The following is an 18,179-nucleotide window of genomic DNA, read 5'->3' on the forward strand; positions in this document are numbered from 1 at the left end:
CAAGAGCCGCTCGGCCGGTGAGAACCGTGCGGCGCTATGGTGCCGGGTTGGTTACCGCACGCGGCCGACGTAGCTTGGTGGCCTGGTAGTCGGGTGATCCACGCCTCGCGCAGCATCAAAGCGGCGGCGTCCAGGTCGCCCAGGGTACGCATGCGCTGCTTGGTGGCCAGGTTCGCGGAGGTGTGGGCCAGGCCGGACATCAGCATGCCGAAGACCTCGATCGCCTCGGCCACGGCGCGGGTGCGTATCGCCGCGGCGAACGCCACTACGGTGGCCGTCCTGCGCGGTGCACCAGGTTCAACACCCGACGGCACTACCCACGTTGGTGATGGCCCGGAGGAGCGGCGTGGGTGAAACTGATCAGGCTCCAGACGTGTGAGACGTCGGCAGCCACGGGAGTGACTGTCTCGGTTCGATACCCGAAAGCAGCAGTCCACCGGAGGACTTCACTTGACAGTCGGAAGCTCGTTCTTCGAGGAGACATGCCAGGAGGCGTACAGGCCGGGTCTGAATCCAGCCGGAGAGGTACCGGAGGACGCCGACGCGTCACGGCCCGCGGTGGTCCCTCGTGCGGAGACTGGTGCGTTCCCGGGCGAGGTGGTCGATACCAGGCACGGCTTGGTGCGCCACCGGATCGTCGGGCGAGGCGTTCAAGGATTTCGTGGACTTCGTATGTCCGGCGACCCGACCCGAGTCGGCCTTGCCGCGTGGCACCTGAACATGCGGCTTTCCCAGCAGGGCCTGCCTGTGAAGACCATGGGGAAGAAGGGCTGGGGACGCCATGCGGCAGCTTGAGGCAGCACTGATCGGCGCGGGACTGATAGCTCGTCTGCACCTGGATGCCTGGGTCCGTGCCGGGGCGTCCGTTCGCGTCTACTCCGACGACGGCCGCGCCGAAGCCCTGGCACGCGAATTCGGTGCCAGGGCTGTCGGCTCCCTGGCCGACGCGCTGGACGGGGCGGACGTCGTGGACATCTGCACCCCGACCGGCAGTCACCACGAAATAGCCCTCGCCGCCATCGCCGCGGGTGTGGGGGTGGTGTGCGAGAAGCCGCTGTCGGCCGACATCGCTGAGGCTGAGGAGATCGTCGCCGCGGCGGAGCGGGCCGGCGTGCGGCTCCATCCGGCCCACGACGTCCGTTTCTCCCCGCCGTTCGCCCGGCTCCACCATCTGGTGGCGGCAGGCCGCTTGGGTCGGAGCGCGGTCGCCCTGTTCACCGTGACCGGTTACCACCCGCGGCCGTGGACCGGCCACGTGTCCGCGGAGGCGGGCGGGATCCTGACGGATCAGATGCTGCACGGTGCCGACATCGCCTACTGGATCTTCGGGGATGTCGTGCGGGCACATGCCTACTACCAGGGCGACATCGCCACACCGGCCCCAGCGGGGGCCGTCGGGGTCGGAACCGCCGTTCTCACCCATGCCAGTGGTGCGCTCACCCGGATCGTGAGTCGCTGGACGGCGGAGCAGTCCCCACCCGTGCGCGTGACATTCCACGTGTCGGGTACCGGCGGGACGGTGCAGTACGACTCCGAGAGGCCCCAAGAGGTCCAGGTGACCGGTGAGGCGGCCGGGACCTTCCAGTACTTCGGGGAATCGCCGTTCGTCGCCGAAATGCGCGAGTTCGCCCAGGCGTTCATGGGCGGTCCCGAGCCGCGTCTGGGGCCCCGGGACGCGCTGGCCGCTGTCCGTATCACCCAGGCCGCGGCGGAGTCCGCATGGACGGGGCGCGCAGTGGAGCTGCCCGTGAAGGGGATCGCATGAAGGTCGCCGTGTTGTCGTTCGCCCATGCCTCTGCCGCGACCTACGTCCGGCTGTTGCGCGCCATGCCGGGCGTTGACGTGGTCACCGCGGATCCGGACGGTCCGCCGGGTGATCCGGCTCGGGGACAATCCATGGCCGAGCGGCTCGGCGCACCGTATGGGGGCGGCTGGGACGAGGTGTTCGCGCTACGCCCCGATGCCGTGGTGGTCACGAGTGAGATCGCCCGCCGTCGGGAACTGGTCGAGCGGGCGGCCGACGTCGGGGCACAGGTGCTGTGTGAGCACCCCCTCGCTCCCAAGGAAACCTCCGCGCAGGCCATGGTGGATGCCTGCGCGGATGCGGGGGTGCGGCTGACTCTCGCGTCCCCGGCCTGCTTCAGTCCGGCGTTCTCCGCCGTGCGCCGAGCGATCGCCGACGGTGATGTCGTGGGCGAACTGATGACCATTCACGGGACCTACCACACCCCTGGTCGGTCGGCGACTCAGGAACCCGCGGACGGCGGAGCGCTGGCCGCCAATGCGGCATTCCTGCTCGACATGGTGGACGCCGTCCTCGGCGGGGAGCCGGCGGAGCAGGTATACGCGCAGGCGAACAGCATCCTCGGCGGAGAGCCGGGCGTCGAGAGCGCGGCACTCGTCAGTGTGCGTTATTCGAGCGGGACGGTCGCGGCCGTCGACTGCAGTTGGAGTCTGTCCGCGAACCGGCCGGAGGAAGGCGGACCGACCATGACCTTCGTCGGTGACCGGGGGAGTGTGGAGTTGAACGCCACCCCACGGCTGCTCAGTGGATTCGACGGCGCCACGGCCGGTGAATGGTGGGAAACAGGCGGACCTGACGTGAATTCGGTCATGCTCAGCGAATTCATCGCCGCAGTCGGTAAGGGGCACGGAGCCGGCCCGGACGGTGCAGCAGGGGTGCGTACGCTGCGGATCATCCAGGCGGCCTACGAATCGGTGCACACCGGCCGTCCCGTTGATCTGGCCGTGCCTCAGACATCGGGACGGGCTTGACCGGAATCGGGGATCCTCGCAGGCCGTCAGTGGCGCCCGCGCCGTCGGACTTCTCCGACCTGTCGTCAGGACGAAGGCCTGTTCGCACGCTCCGCGGTGGTGTGCGGTTCGTTCCGCGGCGACGTAGGCCCGGATGTGTGACCTCAGGCCGGACGAGCCATGACCACGCGACATCCCTCTGCCCGGTAGAGGCGGGTCACGGATGGGCGGTGGTGGCGCGCTGTCCGTCACGGTGCCCCACCCGATGGGCAGGTCGGCCGCAGCGTGTGTCCTGACCGGACAGTGTGGCGTCGGTGGTCCAGTGTTGCGGATGCGCCTACCAGGTTGAGGGATGTCGCGTGGTCGTGGGTCGTCTAGTGTGACTCCAAGAGATTGAAGACCACATGCGCGCAGTGCGCATTTCATGTCTCCGCGATTCGACTGCTCGGTCCCCAGTCCCATGTCCGCGTTCTTGAACGACACGGTTGTGATGCAACAAATGTTGGAGTTCATTTCGAGTGGGGGGCGTTCCATGGACGAGGCAATTTCCTTCGAGGTGCCATGGGCACGGACTCATCAATTCGATCCTCCTTCCGTGTTCGATTCCCTGCGCGACGAGCGTCCCCTCGCGAGAATGGTCTATCCCGACGGGCACCTCGGCTGGATCGCCACCAGCCACGAGCTGGTACGCAAGGTGCTTGGCGATCCGAGGTTCAGCCACAGCCTGGAAATCGGTCACTTCCCCGTGACGCACCAAGGACAGCTGGTGCCGAACCACCCGAAGATCCCGGGGATGTTCATTCACATGGACCCGCCCGATCACACCCGGTACCGGCGACTGCTGACGGGTGAGTTCACCGTCCGTCGAACGAGCCGGCTGAAATCGCGCGTCGAGGCATTCGCCGCCGAGCAGATCAACGTCATGCGCGAGTGCGGGGCGCCCGCCGACCTGGTGACGAACTTCGCCAAACCGCTGGTCCTGAGGTCGCTGTGCGAGCTGCTCGGCCTGCCCTACAGCGAACGTGCGGAGTTCGAACACGCACCGACGCTCCAGCACGACCCGGACTCGAAGCCGGAGGAGTTCGCAGCCGCTTTCGAACGGGCGAGCTCCTTCTTCACCGAGGTCATCGGGAGAAAGCGAAAGCAGTCCGAGGACGACCTGCTCAGCCGCCTGATCGCCGAGGGGCAGTTGACCACCGAAGAGCTGTGCAACATTGTCGTTCTTCTGCTGTTCGCCGGCTACGAGACCACGGAGAGCGCGCTGTCCGTGGGCGTTTTCGCTCTGCTGCACCACGCGGATCAGCTGGCCTCGGTCCGCGCGGACCCGGCGGCACTCGACACCGCGATCGAGGAGCTGCTCCGCTACATCACCGTCAACCAGTACCAGACGTACCGTACTGCGTTGGAGGACATCGAACTGAACGGTGAAACGGTCAAGAAGGGGGACACCGTCACGGTGTCACTGCCCGCGGCCAACCGCGACCCGGCCAAATTCGAATGCCCGGAGAAGCTGGACGTCGGTCGAGACGCCGCGGGTCACGTGGCGTTCGGCTTCGGTATCCACCAGTGCCTTGGCCAAAACCTGGCGCGTGTCGAATTGCGTGCCGGTCTGTCGGCTCTCCTCCAGGCGTTTCCCGGCCTCCGGTTGGCGGCCACGATCGATGAGGTACCGCTGCGGCTCAAAGGGTCTGTCTTCGCGGTGGAGAACCTGCCCGTCTCCTGGTGAGCTTTCCTCTCTGGTGAAAGGATTTGCGGCCCAGTGCGCACCGACCTCATCAAGCCACTTCCCGACGCACTTCTGGAGAACGCGATCCGCTTTCCCGACAAGGTGGCTTTTGAGGATGACCGGCGGGCGGTCACCTACGCTGACCTGGAGGCGCGGACGCGCAGGCTGGCCGGACATCTGGCGAGCCTTGGCGTTCAGCACGGGGACCGGGTGGCCATCTGTCTCGGCAATACCGTGTCCACGGTCGAGAGTTACCTGGCGGTCGTTCGCGCGGGCGGCATCGGCGTGCCGGTCAACCCCGCTTCGGCGCCTGCCGAGCTGGAGTATCTGCTGGCCGACAGCGGCGCTTCGGTAGTCATCACCGATTCCGCGCAGGCGGAGAGGTTCCGGCGCTTGCCGGCCGTGTCGCCTGACATCACGCTGCTGCTGACAGGCGACGTCCGGGAGCGGAAGCGAGCCCACTCGTACGACGAACTCGCCGTCAGCGAGCCGGCCGTGCCCGCCAGGGACGACCTCGGCCTTGATGACGTGGCCTGGATCTTCTACACGTCAGGGACGACAGGACGCCCCAAGGGCGTCCAGTCGACGCAGCGCAACTGCCTCTGGTCCGTCGCCTCCTGCTACGTGCCGATTCCGGACTTGACCGACCAGGACCGGGTGCTCTGGCCGCTCCCGCTGTTCCACAGCCTCTCGCATATCGCATGCGTCCTTTCCGTCACCGTGGTCGGGGCCACCGCTCGGATCATGGACGGGAGTTCCGCCGAGGACGTGATCAGGCTGCTGGGCGAGGACAATTCGACGTTCCTGGCGGGTGTTCCCACCACCTACCACCATCTGGTGGTGGCCGCACAGCAGGACGGCTTCTCGGCACCCGGCCTGCGGATCGGTCTGGTTGGCGGAGCGGTCACCGGATCCGGGCTGCGCCGAGACTTCGAGGAGACCTTCGGGGTCCCTTTGGTCGATGCCTACGGCAGCACCGAGACAAGCGGGGCCATCACCATGAACCGGCCGGACGGCGCTCGGGTCGACGGGTCCTGCGGCCTGCCCGTGCCGGGCGTCGGGGTGCGCGTCGTCGACCCCGACACCGGACTCGACGTATCCGTCGGCCAGGAAGGAGAAGTGTGGGTCAGCGGGCCGAACGTCATGGTCGGCTACCACAACAGCCCGCGGTCGACCGCCGCGGCGATGCGGGACGGCTGGTACCGGACCGGAGACCTGGCTCGGCGTGACGACGCCGGTTACCTCAGCATCTGCGGCCGGATCAAGGAACTCGTCATCCGAGGTGGCGAGAACATCCACCCCGCGGAAGTCGAGGCGGTACTGCGCACCGTCCCGGGCGTCGCCGACGCGGCGGTAGCCGGCGCGGCACACGACACGCTCGGCGAGGTGCCCTTCGCGTACGTGATCCCCGGACCCACCGGGTTTGACGCCACGGCTCTGATCACTCGGTGTCGCGAACACCTTTCCGCTTACAAGGTGCCCGAACAGGTCCACGAGGTCGCCGACATCCCCCGCACCGCGTCAGGCAAGATCAAGCGGCGCCTGCTGGCTGATCAGCCGAGCTGGCTGCGGTACGCGGCGAGCGGACACCACGACGCGTTGATGAGCGTCGACTGGATTCCCGTGGCAGCACCGCCCGACCCCGGTCCTTCGGACCGGGGTTGGGCGGTGGCAGGTCCTGGGACGGCCGGAATCGTCACCGCCCTGAAAGCAACCGGCACCGAGGTACGGCACTACGGGGACCTGGCGGCGGTAGGCACCGCGGTGGCCGACGGCAGAGCGGTTCCCGACGTGACGGTCCTCCTCCGGCCCGCCGGGCCCGAGGCCGCGCGGGATCCGATCACCGACGGCCGCGGCAACGCCAGGCTCCTGGCGGAGCACGTCCAGGCCTGGCTGGCCCGACCGGAACTGGCGGCTTCCCGGTTGGTGGTCCTCACCCGCGGCGCGGTCGCGGCCACCGGGGGCGACGGCGCCCAGAATCTGACCGAGGCACCGATCTGGGCCGTCGCCCGGTCCTTCCAGGAGCTCCGTCCGGCGTCGCTCACCGTCGTTGATCTCGACGCAGACACAGACCCGCCCCTCGACACCCTGCTGGCCGCGATCGCCTCCCAGGAGCCGCAGATCGCGGTGCGGTCGGGCGCTCTGCTCGCTCCCAGGCTGATCCGCCTGCCTGTTGTCGACCGGCCACGGGCACGATCCTGGCCGGGAGCCGCCGACGTGGTGGTGGTCACAGGAGCAGACACGGAGCACGGCGCCGCGGTGGCGCGCCGGCTGGCCGCAGTCCACAAGGCGGACCGTCTGCTCCTCGTCGGTTCTCCCGGCAGCGCGAGCACATCCGGCGGCGATGCGCCTGTCGCCGGGACGAGCATCATGCGGGTGGACGCGGACGGACGGAATCCGCAGCCGCTCCGGGCCGCGCTGGCTGACCTGCGGCAACCGGTAACCGCGGTGGTCCATGCGGCCGACGATCCCGAACTCGCCGTGTGCCTGGACGAGATGACGGACGACCACGCGATCTCGACCTTCGTCGTGGTGTCCGATGCCGCCGGGTTGCTGGGTTCGCCCGACAACCCGGGCACGGTCGTCAACGGGATCCTGTCCGATGCGGTGGTACGCAACCGCCGGCTACGGAACCTGCCCGGTTCCTTCGTCGCATGGGGCGGCTTGCCCGGCGACCCCGGCCCGGCGCACGACGACACCGGTCGACTGCACAACCAACTGCTCTCAGCGCTCGACATCGCCGTTACGACGAACCGGCCGTCGCTGCTGGCACTGACGTCAGGCACATCGGTCCACGGGGGCCACGTCCCCGCGATCCTTCGTGCCTTGGTCACGACGCCGCCCCGGCAGACCCGGCCCGACGCGGCCGTCACGGCGGCCCTGCGTGACCGACTGGCCGATGTGGACGAGCGTGCGCAACTGGCACTGCTCGAAGACCTGGTCCGGACCCGGGCTGCCGTTGTGCTGCACCAGCCGGACCTCGAACTGGTCCCGGCCGACCGTGCTTTTCGTGACCTGGGCTTGACCTCGATGGCCATCGTCGAACTGCGCGACCGGCTGACGGAGGGCACCGGGCTGCGGTTGCCCACCACCGCCGTCTTCGACCACCCCACCCCGGCAGCGCTGGCGGCCTGCCTACGGGCCGAGATCCTCGACATCTCCCAACCGGTCACCGAACCGGTCATGGCGGCCGATCCCGATGAGCCGATCGCGATCGTGGGCATGGCGTGCCGGCTGCCGGGTGGTGTGTCTTCGCCTGAAGACCTGTGGAGGCTGGTGGCCGACGGGGTCGACGCCGTCTCCGATTTCCCCGACGACCGAGGCTGGGATCTGGAGAGTCTGTTCGACCCGGATCCGGATCGTGCCGGCACGTCGTACGCTCGTCAGGGCGGTTTCCTTCACGAGGCAGGGCTTTTCGACCCCGGGTTCTTCGGGATTTCGCCGCGTGAGGCGTTGGCCATGGATCCGCAGCAGCGGTTGCTGCTGGAAACCTCGTGGGAGGCGCTGGAAGGCGCAGGCATTGACCCGATCTCGCTCAAGGGCGCCGATGTCGGCGTGTTCTCCGGGCTGTTCGGCCAAGGCTACGGGGTCGGTGTGGCCGGGGCGGAGTTGGAGGGTTACGCGAGCACGGGGTTGGCGTCCAGTGTGGCGTCGGGTCGCGTGTCCTATGTCCTGGGTTTCGAGGGCCCGGCGGTCACCGTGGACACGGCGTGTTCGTCCTCCCTGGTGGCGATGCACCTGGCCGCGCAGGCGCTGCGGCAGGGCGAGTGCTCGATGGCGCTCGCCGGTGGTGCGACGGTGATGGGGACGCCCGGCTCCTTCGTGGAGTTCTCCCGTCAGCGGGCGCTGGCTCCTGACGGGCGATGCAAGGTGTTCTCCTCGACGGCCGACGGCACGGGTTGGTCCGAGGGCGTGGGCGTGGTGGTGCTGGAGCGCCTGTCGGTGGCGCGGGAGCACGGGCATCGGGTCCTGGCTGTGCTGCGTGGAAGCGCGGTGAACCAGGATGGCGCTTCCAACGGGTTGACGGCGCCGAACGGGCTGTCGCAGCGGCGGGTGATCCGCAGGGCACTGGCCGCCGCCGGACTGGCACCGTCCGATGTGGACGTGGTCGAGGCTCACGGAACCGGGACGACCCTGGGTGATCCGATCGAGGCGCAGGCGCTGCTGGCCACCTATGGGCAGGGCCGGGATCCGGAACGTCCCTTGTGGCTCGGTTCCCTGAAGTCGAACATCGGTCACGCGCAGGCGGCCGCGGGCGTGGCAGGCGTGATCAAGATGGTGCTCGCGTTGCGGCACGGGGTCATGCCGCCCACCTTGCATGTGGAGACACCCACCCCTGAGGTCGATTGGTCCGCCGGCGCGGTCGAGTTGTTGACCGAGGCCCGTGATTGGCCGCGCGACGGCCATGTGCGTCGGGCCGGCGTGTCCTCGTTCGGCGTCAGTGGGACGAATGCCCATCTGATCCTGGAGGAGGCGCCCGAGGCGCCGGTGTCGGCTGTCGAGGGGATGCGGCAGCCCTCGGGTGCGGTGCCGTTGGTGGTGTCGGCGCGCGGTGCTGGTTCGCTCTCGGGCCAGGCCGGGCGCCTGGCGGCGTTCATCGACCGTGCCGACGGGGTGTCGCTGACCGCGGTGGCTGGGGCCCTGGTGTCCGACCGTGCGGTGCTGGACCAGCGCGCGGTGGTGGTGGCGGGTTCGAGGGACGGGGCGCTGACCGGACTCCAGGCGTTGGCGCGCGGTGAGACCGCGGCCGGTGTGGTGACCGGATCGGGCGTACCGGGCAAAGTGGTGTGGGTGTTCCCGGGGCAGGGGACGCAGTGGGTCGGTATGGGCCGGGAGTTGCTGGACTCCTCTTCCGTGTTCGCCGAGCGGACCCGCCAGTGCGCTGCCGCGTTGGAGCCGTGGGTGGACTGGTCGTTGATCGATGTGCTGCGAGGCGAGGCCGAGCCCGAGCTGATGGATCGGGTCGACGTGCTGCAGCCGGCCAGTTTCGCCATGATGGTCGGTTTGGCCGCGGTGTGGGAGTCGGTGGGCGTTCGGCCGGATGCCGTGCTGGGCCATTCCCAGGGCGAGATCGCCGCGGCCTGTGTGTCGGGTGCCTTGTCGTTGGAGGACGCGGCGCGGGTGGTCGCGCTGCGCAGCCAGGCCATCGCGACGGAGTTGTCCGGTCGAGGTGGGATGGCGTCGGTCGCTCTGAGCGAGAGCGAGGTGGTCGCGGGTTTGGCGCCGTGGGCGGACCAGGTGGAAGTGGCCGCGGTCAACGGGCCCTCCTCCGTGGTGATCGCCGGCGGAGCCCAGGCACTGGACGAAGCGTTGGAAGCCTTCTCCGGTCATGGCAGCCGAGTACGGCGAGTGGCGGTGGACTACGCCTCCCACACTCGGCATGTGGAGCGGATCCGCGACACGCTCGCTGAGGCGCTGGCCGGGATCAGCGCACAAGCGCCGATGGTGCCGTTCTACTCGACCGTGACCGGCGGCCGGCTCCAGGACGCCGGGATGCTGGACGGCGGGTATTGGTATCGCAACCTGCGTCAACAGGTTCGTTTCGGCCCGGCGGTGGTGGACCTGCTCAAGCAGGGACACACGGTGTTCGTCGAAGTCAGCGCTCACCCGGTGCTGGTCCAGCCGATCAGCGAGACCGTCCATGAGAGCCACGCCGATGTGGTGGTCACCGGGTCACTGCGGCGTGACGACGGTGGTACGCGGCGCCTGATGGCCTCGATGGCCGAGCTGTTCGTGCGTGGTGTCGCGCTGGACTGGTCCCGGATCCTGCCCGGCGGGGCGGCGTCCGAGTGCGTGGACCTGCCGACCTATGCCTTCGATCACCAGCATTACTGGCTCCGGACGGCACGGACGGCGACGGATGCCGCGTCGTTGGGACAGGCGGCGGCCGATCATCCGTTGCTCGGCGCGGTCGTCAGCGTGCCGAACTCGGACGGCCTGATGGCTACGTCGAGATGGTCGCTCCGGTCGCACCCCTGGCTCGTGGACCACCTGGTGTCCGACCTCGTCGTAGTACCGAACGCCGCCCTGGTCGACTTGTCCATCCGGCTCGGTGACCTGGCCGCCACTCCTGCCCTCGAAGAACTGACCGTCGATACACCCGTAGTGCTGGCGCCGCGAGGCGGCCGCAGCATCCATGTCATCGTCGGCGGGCCCGACGAGACCCGACGGCGGTCCGTGGAGATCCATTCCCGCGCCGCGGACGCCCCGCTCGACGCGCAGTGGACACGGCACGCACACGGCACCCTCGCTCCCGCCGCGACCATGGCGATATCCCCGAACACCGGGCCCGCCACCGAGGTCACCCTGGACGAGGCGGCTCGGCGCGACGCGGACCGTTACGGCCTGCACCCGGCTCTGCTGGAAGCCGCCGCCCGTACGGTCGTCCCCGACGGCACGCTCCCGTCCGTGTGGACCGGGGTCTCCCTGCTGGCATCCGGCGCCGCCGCACTGCGTGTGCGACCGGGCGCGACGTCGGCACAGGGAACCGGTCTGCGGCTGACCGACTCCACCGGGCGGCCCGTCATGACCGTCGAGTCGGTCCGCGGAACACCGTTCTCCCCCCAACAGGCCGAGATCACCGGCGCTCTGCCGCACGACGCCCTGTTCCGCGTCGACTGGACAGCACTCCCGCTTCCGGCAGTGGACCGCGCCCTCGACATCGTGCCCGTCGCGACCGGCGAGGATGTCGCCGCTTCGGCCGGGTCGGCTCCGGACGTCCTGCTGTACGAGGCCCTGCGCGCGGCTGCCGACCCCCGCGCATCGGTCGGCGCGGCGCTGGCCGTACTCCAGGCATGGCTGGCGGAACCAGCCCTGGCGGAAAGCCGGTTGGCAGTGATCACCGGCGACTGCGGCGAACTCGACGCGGCCGCGGTGTGGGGCCTGGTGCGCTCGGCGCAATCGGAGCATCCGGGCCGGATCCTGCTGGCGGACCTCGATGACGACTCTCGGTCCGCTCTGCCGGCCGTGGTGCTGAGCGGTGAACCGCAGGTGAGGGTGCGAAGCGGCGTCGCGGAGGTGCCCCGGCTGACACGCGTGCCCGCCACGCGGGGCGGGGCACTTCCCGAAGCCGGGCAGCACCCGCGCCCGCTCGACACCGAGGGCACCGTACTGATCACCGGCGGCACCGGAACACTCGGTGCGATCACGGCACGGCACCTGATCAGCACGTACGGCATCCGGCACCTGGTCCTGGCCAGCCGCCGCGGCGGTGCCCCGGAACTCCACGACGAGCTGACAGCCATGGGCGCGTCCGTCACCATCGCCGCCTGCGACACGGCGGACCGGGCCCAACTCGAGGCTCTCCTGCGGGCGGTGCCGGCCGAGCACCCGCTCACCGCCGTGGTGCACACCGCCGGAGTCCTGGACGACGGAGTGATCACCGAGCTGACCCCGGACCGTGTCGACACCGTGCTGCGGCCGAAGGTGGACACGGCGCTCCACCTCCACGAGCTCACCCGTGACCTGGATCTTGCCGCCTTCGTGGTGTTCTCCTCCGCGGCGGGCGTACTGGGCAACCCGGGGCAGGCCAACTACGCCGCGGCCAACGCCTGTCTGGACGCGTTGGCACAACAGCGGCAACGCCGCGGTCTGCCTGCTGTGTCCCTTGCCTGGGGTTACTGGGCGGCGGTCAGCGCCATGACCGAGCACCTGGGCGCCGCGGACCTGCTGCGCAACAAGCGCATCGGCATGATCGGTCTGTCCGACGGCGAGGGAATGGCCCTCCTGGACGCCGCCATGGGTACGGCCGGCGCGCTGGTGGCGGCGAAGTTCGATCTGTCCGCGTTGCGCGCGGCGGCAGCCGAAGGTTCGCTCCCGCCGCTGCTGCGCGGCCTGGCCCCGGCACCGCGACCGGTGGCCCGGGCCGCTGCCGCGCCCGGGCCCGCGTCGCTGACGGAGCGCATCGCCGGTCTGGGCGACACCGAGCAGACCGAGGCCATGGTCGATCTGGTCCGGCGGGCTGCCGCCGAGGTGCTCGGGCACACCGGTCCGGATGCCGTCGACGCCGGCCGGACCTTCAAGGACGCCGGTTTCGACTCGCTGACCGCGGTCGAACTGCGCAACCGATTGGCCGCCGTGACCGGGCTCACCCTCTCCCCGGCGATGATCTTCGACTATCCGAAGCCCGCGGCACTCGCCGAGCATCTGCGCGGCAGGCTCTTCGGCGGCACGTCGCACCGTCCTGCCGAGCCCGCCGCCCTCACCGCGACGACCGACGAGCCGATCGCGATCGTGGCGATGGCATGCCGCTTCCCCGCGGGCGTGCACAGTCCGGAGGACCTCTGGCGGGTGGTGGCCGACGGGGTCGACGCGGTCACCGAGTTCCCCGACGACCGCGGCTGGGACACCGACCGGCTCTTCGACGCGGATCCCGACCACGCCGGCACCACCTACGTACGCCATGGCGCCTTCCTCGATGACGCCGCCGGGTTCGACGCCGCCTTCTTCGGTATCTCGCCGAACGAGGCGCTGGCGATGGATCCGCAGCAGCGACTGCTGCTGGAGACGTCATGGGAGGCGTTCGAACGGGCCTCGATCGACCCGACCACGCTGGCCGGACAGGACATCGGCGTCTTCGTGGGTGTCAACAGCCACGACTACAGCGTGCGGATGCACCACGCGTCCGGCGTTGAGGGATTCCGCCTCACCGGCGGTTCGGGCAGCGTCACCTCCGGTCGTATCGCCTACAACTTCGGCTTCGAGGGACCCGCCATCACGGTCGACACGGCCTGCTCCTCCTCGCTGGTGGCGCTGCACATGGCGGCGCAGGCGCTGAACCGGGGTGAGTGCTCCATGGCGCTGGCCGGCGGCGTGATGGTGATGGGCACCGTGGAGACCTTCGTCGAGTTCTCCCGGCAGCGCGGACTGGCTCCCGACGGCCGCTGCAAGGCGTTCGCGGACGGCGCGGACGGCACCGGCTGGTCCGAGGGCGCGGGACTGCTGCTGGTGGAGCGGCTGTCCGACGCCCGCCGCCGCGGCCACCACGTAGTGGCCGTGGTCCGCGGATCGGCGGTGAACCAGGACGGCGCGTCGAACGGCCTGACCGCGCCGAACGGCCCTTCGCAGCAGCGGGTGATCCGCAAGGCACTGGCCCATGCCGGTCTGCGCACCTCGGACATCGACGCAGTGGAGGCGCACGGCACGGGTACGACGCTCGGCGACCCGATCGAGGCCGAGGCGCTCCTGGCGACCTACGGCCAGGACCGGTCGGCCGACCGGCCCCTGTGGCTCGGATCGGTGAAGTCGAACATTGGGCACACGCAAGCGGCAGCGGGCGTCGCAGGCGTGATCAAGATGGTCATGGCCATGCGGCACGGCGTCCTTCCCAGGACGCTGCACGTGGACCGGCCGTCCTCCAACGTCGACTGGTCGGCGGGCGCGGTGCGGCTGCTGACCGAGGCCCACGACTGGCCGCGGAACGGCCGTCCGCGCCGAGCCGGAGTGTCCTCGTTCGGCATCGGCGGCACCAACGCCCACGTCGTCCTCGAAGAGGCCCCCGACCGGCCGGTGACCCCCGCGCCGGAGCCCGAACCTACAGGCGTCCCGGTGCCGGTGCCGGTGCCGGTGCCCGTGACGGCGCGGACGTCTGCCGGACTGCGCGGCCAAGCCGACCGGCTCAGCCGTTTCTTCGACGACCGCCCTGACGTGAGCCTCACCGATGCCGCCCACGCACTGGCCACCACGCGTGCCCAACTCGCACACCGCGCCGTCTTCCTGGCGTCCGACCGGCGGCAACTCAGTGCGGAGCTCGGCGCCTTCGGGCGTGGCGCAGCGAGCACAGCGGTCGTCACCGGCACCCCGGTCACGGGCAAACTGGCCGTCCTCTTCACCGGCCAGGGCAGTCAGTGGGCCGGCATGGGCCGCGAACTCGCCGAGACCTTCTCGGTCTTTCGGGACGCCTTCACGGCCGCGTGCGGTGCGGTGGAGGAGCACCTGCGCGGGCACACGGCGCGGCGGCTGCGCGACGTGGTGTTCGCCGCCCCGGGGGCGCCCGGCAGTGAACTCCTCGACCGGACCGTGTACACGCAGGGCGCCCTGTTCGCCGTGGAGACCGCGCTGTTCCGGCTCTTCGAGTCCTGGGGCGTGCGACCGGATCTCCTCGTCGGCCACTCGATCGGCGAGATCACCGCCGCCCACGTCTCCGGAATGCTGGGACTGGACGAGGCGGGCGAACTGATCGCCGCCCGTGGCCGGTTGATGCAGGCGCTGCCCGCAGGCGGCGCGATGGTCGCCGTCCGGGCGACCGAGGCCGACGTCGAGCCGCTGCTGGCCCGCGCGGGAGGAGCGGTCTGCGTCGCGGCGGTGAACGGCCCTGACTCGGTGGTGCTCTCCGGCGTCGAGGACGCCGTGCTCGCCATCGCCGGTGAGCTGGCGAGCCGCGGCAGCAGGACGCGGCGGCTGCCGGTCAGCCACGCCTTCCACTCTCCGCTCATGGCACCCATGCTCGACGAGTTCCGATCCGTCGTGGAGAGGCTGCCGTACGGGCCCGGTGCCCTCCCCATCGTCTCCACGCTGACCGGCGACCTCGCCACGGACGGGCAGCTCGGTACCCCCGACTACTGGGTCGACCAGGCGCGGAACGCCGTGCGGTTCAGCGACGCCGTCACCTCGCTGAGTGACCGGGGAGCGACGACGTTCCTCGAGCTGGGCCCGGGCGGGGTCCTCGCCGCGTCGGCGCTCGGCTCGCTCGGCGCACAGGAACAGAGCTGCATCGCCACCCTGCGCAAGGACGGTGCGGAGGTCGCCGACGTCCTGACCGCGCTCGCGGAACTGCACGTGCGCGGCGCGGCCGTGGACTGGGCGGCCGTTCTCGACCGGACGGCCACGCCGGGCGGGATCGACCTGCCCACCTATGCGTTCCAGCACGAGCGGTACTGGGTCGAGTCCGACGACACCGTGACGGGCGGCGCCGAAGTGCTCGGCGCCGTCAGCGCCCAGCACCCACTGCTCGGCACCGTCGTCGACGTGCCGGGCGACGGCGGCACCAGCGTCGTGCTCACCGGACGGCTGTCGCCGCGGATCCCGGGCCTGCTCCCCGTCGGCACCACCCGGGTGCCGGCCGGCGCGCTCCTGGAGATGCTCGTCAGGGCAGGCGACGAGGTGGGCTGCGGAAGCCTCGACGATGTCGTCGTCGCAGCACCTCTGACGGTGCCGGAGCACGGTCATACCCAGGTCCGGGTGTCCGTGGACGGCCCCGGCCCGGACGGGCGCCGCCGGGCCACTGTCCACAGCAGGCTCTTCGACGCGGAGCGGGGGCCCTGGACGTGCCACGCACGCGCTGTGCTGGTTCCCGGAATGCCACGGCCGGCCTTCGACCTCCGGAACTGGTCGCCGCCCGCGGACAGCGTGCTCCTCCCGGGGGCGCACCGGGCATGGCAGCAGGACGGACAGACCTTCGCGGAGATCGCGCTTCCGGCTGAACTGGCAGACCGTACGGCGGCGTTCACCCTCCCTCCGGTGCTCGTCGACACCGCACTGCGCGTCCTCGCGGGCGACGACCACCGTGACCTGTCCGCCTGCTCCGGCGTCGCGGTGTACGCGGAAGGCGCCACCTCGCTGCGGCTGAGGATCACCGCGACGCCGGACGGCCGGCACCTGCTGGAGCTCGCGGACCCGGCAGGTGACCCCGTCGCGGCCATCGGCCCCTTGGCCCTGGGCGCCGCTGTCGGCGAACCCGCGGAGTCCAGCGCCGGTGTGCAGCCGTTGTCCCTCACCCGGCGCGTGGTGCCGCGTGGTGAAGGGGCAGGTGACGCGATCGCCGACCGGCTGGCCGGGCTCGCGGCCGCCGAGCAGCTCCGTGTGGTGATGGACCTGGTCCAGGAGAGCACCGCGGTCGTGCTCGGCCATCGCGAAGGGGACGGGTCCGACGAGCAGCAGTCCTTCAACAGCCTTGGGTTCGACTCCCTCAGCGCGGTCAAGCTCCGCAACCGCCTGCACGACTTCACCGGCGTGGACCTGCCCAGCACGCTGGTCTACGACTATCCGACACCCGCCCTGCTCTCGGCCTACCTACGGGCCGAAGTGGTCGGCGAGCCCGCAGCGGTACCCGTGTCGACCGCAACGGCATCCGTCTCCGACGAGCCGATCGCGATCGTCGGAATGAGCACTCGGTTGCCCGGCGGAGCGGACAGTCCCGAGGAGCTGTGGAATCTGGTGGTGGAGCAGCGGGACGCGGTGTCCGGGTTCCCGCTCGACCGCGGCTGGGACCTTGAGGGGCTGTACCACCCCGACCCGGCCCACCCGGGTACGAGCTACACCCGCTCGGGGGGGTTCCTCCACGAGGCAGCGCGCTTCGACGCCGGGCTCTTCGGGATTTCGCCGCGTGAGGCGTTGGCGATGGATCCGCAGCAGCGGTTGCTGCTGGAGACGTCCTGGGAGGCGTTGGAACGGGCGGGTCTCGACCCGCTGTCGGCCAAAGGCAGGGACATCGGTGTCTTCACCGGGATCGTCCACCACGACTATGTGACGCGACTCCACCAGGTGCCCGAAGACGTCCAGGGCTATCTCATGACCGGTACGGCGTCGAGTGTGGCGTCGGGGCGTGTGTCCTATGTGTTCGGTTTCGAGGGTCCCGCGGTCACTGTGGACACGGCGTGCTCGTCGTCGCTGGTGGCGATGCATCTTGCCGCGCAGGCGCTGCGGCAGGGCGAGTGCTCGATGGCGCTGGCCGGCGGCGCGACGGTGATGGCGAGTCCGGACGCCTTCCTGGAGTTCTCGCGGCAACGGGGCCTGTCCGCTGACGGGCGGTGCAAGGCGTTCTCCTCGACTGCTGACGGTACTGGTTGGTCCGAGGGCGTGGGCGTGGTGGTGTTGGAGCGGTTGTCGGTGGCGCGTGAGCGTGGGCATCGGGTCTTGGCGGTGTTGCGGGGTAGTGCGGTGAACCAGGACGGTGCGTCGAACGGGCTGACGGCGCCGAACGGTCCGTCGCAGCAGCGGGTGATCCGCAGCGCGCTGGCGAACGCCGGGCTCTCACCGTTCGATGTGGACGTGGTCGAGGCTCATGGGACCGGTACAGCCCTGGGGGATCCGATCGAGGCGCAGGCGTTGCTGGCCACGTACGGGCAGCATCGGAATCTCGAAGCGCCTTTGTGGCTGGGGTCGTTGAAGTCGAACATCGGTCACACGCAGGCGGCTGCGGGCGTTGCCGGTGTGATCAAGATGGTCATGGCTATGCAGCACGGTGTCATGCCGCCCACGTTGCATGTGGACGAGCCCACGACTCAGGTGGACTGGTCGGCCGGTGCTGTCGAGCTGTTGACCGAGGCCCGGGATTGGCCGCGCGACGGTCGGCCCCGCCGGGCCGGGGTCTCGTCGTTCGGAGCCAGTGGGACGAATGCGCACCTGATCATCGAGGAAGCACCGGAGGGGTGGGGCGCGGCTGAGGAGATGCCGGTGCCGGGTGTGGTGCCGTTGGTGGTGTCGGCGCGGAGTGCTGGTTCGTTGGCGGGGCAGGCCGGTCGGTTGGCTGCGTTCGTCGAGGGTGCTGCCGAGGGGGTTTCGCTGGGGTCGGTGGCTGGGGCGTTGGTGTCGGGTCGTGCGGTGTTGGACGATCGTGCGGTGGTGGTGGCGGGGTCCGGCGAGGAAGCTGTGGCGCGGCTCGGTGCGTTGGCGCGTGGTGAGAGCGTGGCCGGTGTGGTTTCCGGTCGAGTGGGTGTGCCGGGGAAGCTGGTGTGGGTGTTCCCGGGTCAGGGGACGCAGT

General features: G+C 70.1%; 4 protein-coding genes. All 4 read left to right on the top strand.

The genetic code is table 11. The features are described 5' to 3' along the window. Positions 1 to 781: 781 nt before the first annotated feature. Positions 782 to 1,765: a Gfo/Idh/MocA family protein gene (locus ACIRQP_RS17050; RefSeq protein ID WP_403890009.1), complete on the top strand. Its 984-nt coding sequence runs from the start codon at positions 782 to 784 to the stop codon at positions 1,763 to 1,765. Then, a complete protein-coding gene (locus ACIRQP_RS17055) occupies positions 1,762 to 2,775 on the top strand; it encodes a Gfo/Idh/MocA family protein (protein WP_403890012.1) in 1,014 nt (337 codons plus the stop codon). The genes ACIRQP_RS17050 and ACIRQP_RS17055 overlap by 4 nt, the downstream gene beginning before the upstream one ends. A 574-nt stretch (positions 2,776 to 3,349) precedes the next feature. Beyond that, positions 3,350 to 4,480 carry a cytochrome P450 gene (locus tag ACIRQP_RS17060; RefSeq protein WP_403890015.1) on the top strand — a complete coding sequence of 377 codons (1,131 nt, stop codon included), beginning with the start codon at positions 3,350 to 3,352 and terminating at the stop codon, positions 4,478 to 4,480. Positions 4,481 to 4,513: 33 nt separating this feature from the next. Beyond that, positions 4,514 to 18,179 (top strand): SDR family NAD(P)-dependent oxidoreductase (locus ACIRQP_RS17065; protein WP_403890018.1); only part of this gene is annotated, 13,666 nt, incomplete at its 3' end.

Source organism: Streptomyces sp. NPDC102274, from assembly GCF_044766385.1.
Taxonomy (GTDB): domain Bacteria; phylum Actinomycetota; class Actinomycetes; order Streptomycetales; family Streptomycetaceae; genus Streptomyces.

Excerpts from the sequence above, each read along its gene's own strand:
- ACIRQP_RS17050 (WP_403890009.1), top strand. The coding sequence starts at position 782 with ATGCGGCAGCTTGAGGCAGCACTGATCGGCGCGGGACTGATAGCTCGT.
- ACIRQP_RS17055 (WP_403890012.1), top strand. The coding sequence starts at position 1,762 with ATGAAGGTCGCCGTGTTGTCGTTCGCCCATGCCTCTGCCGCGACCTAC.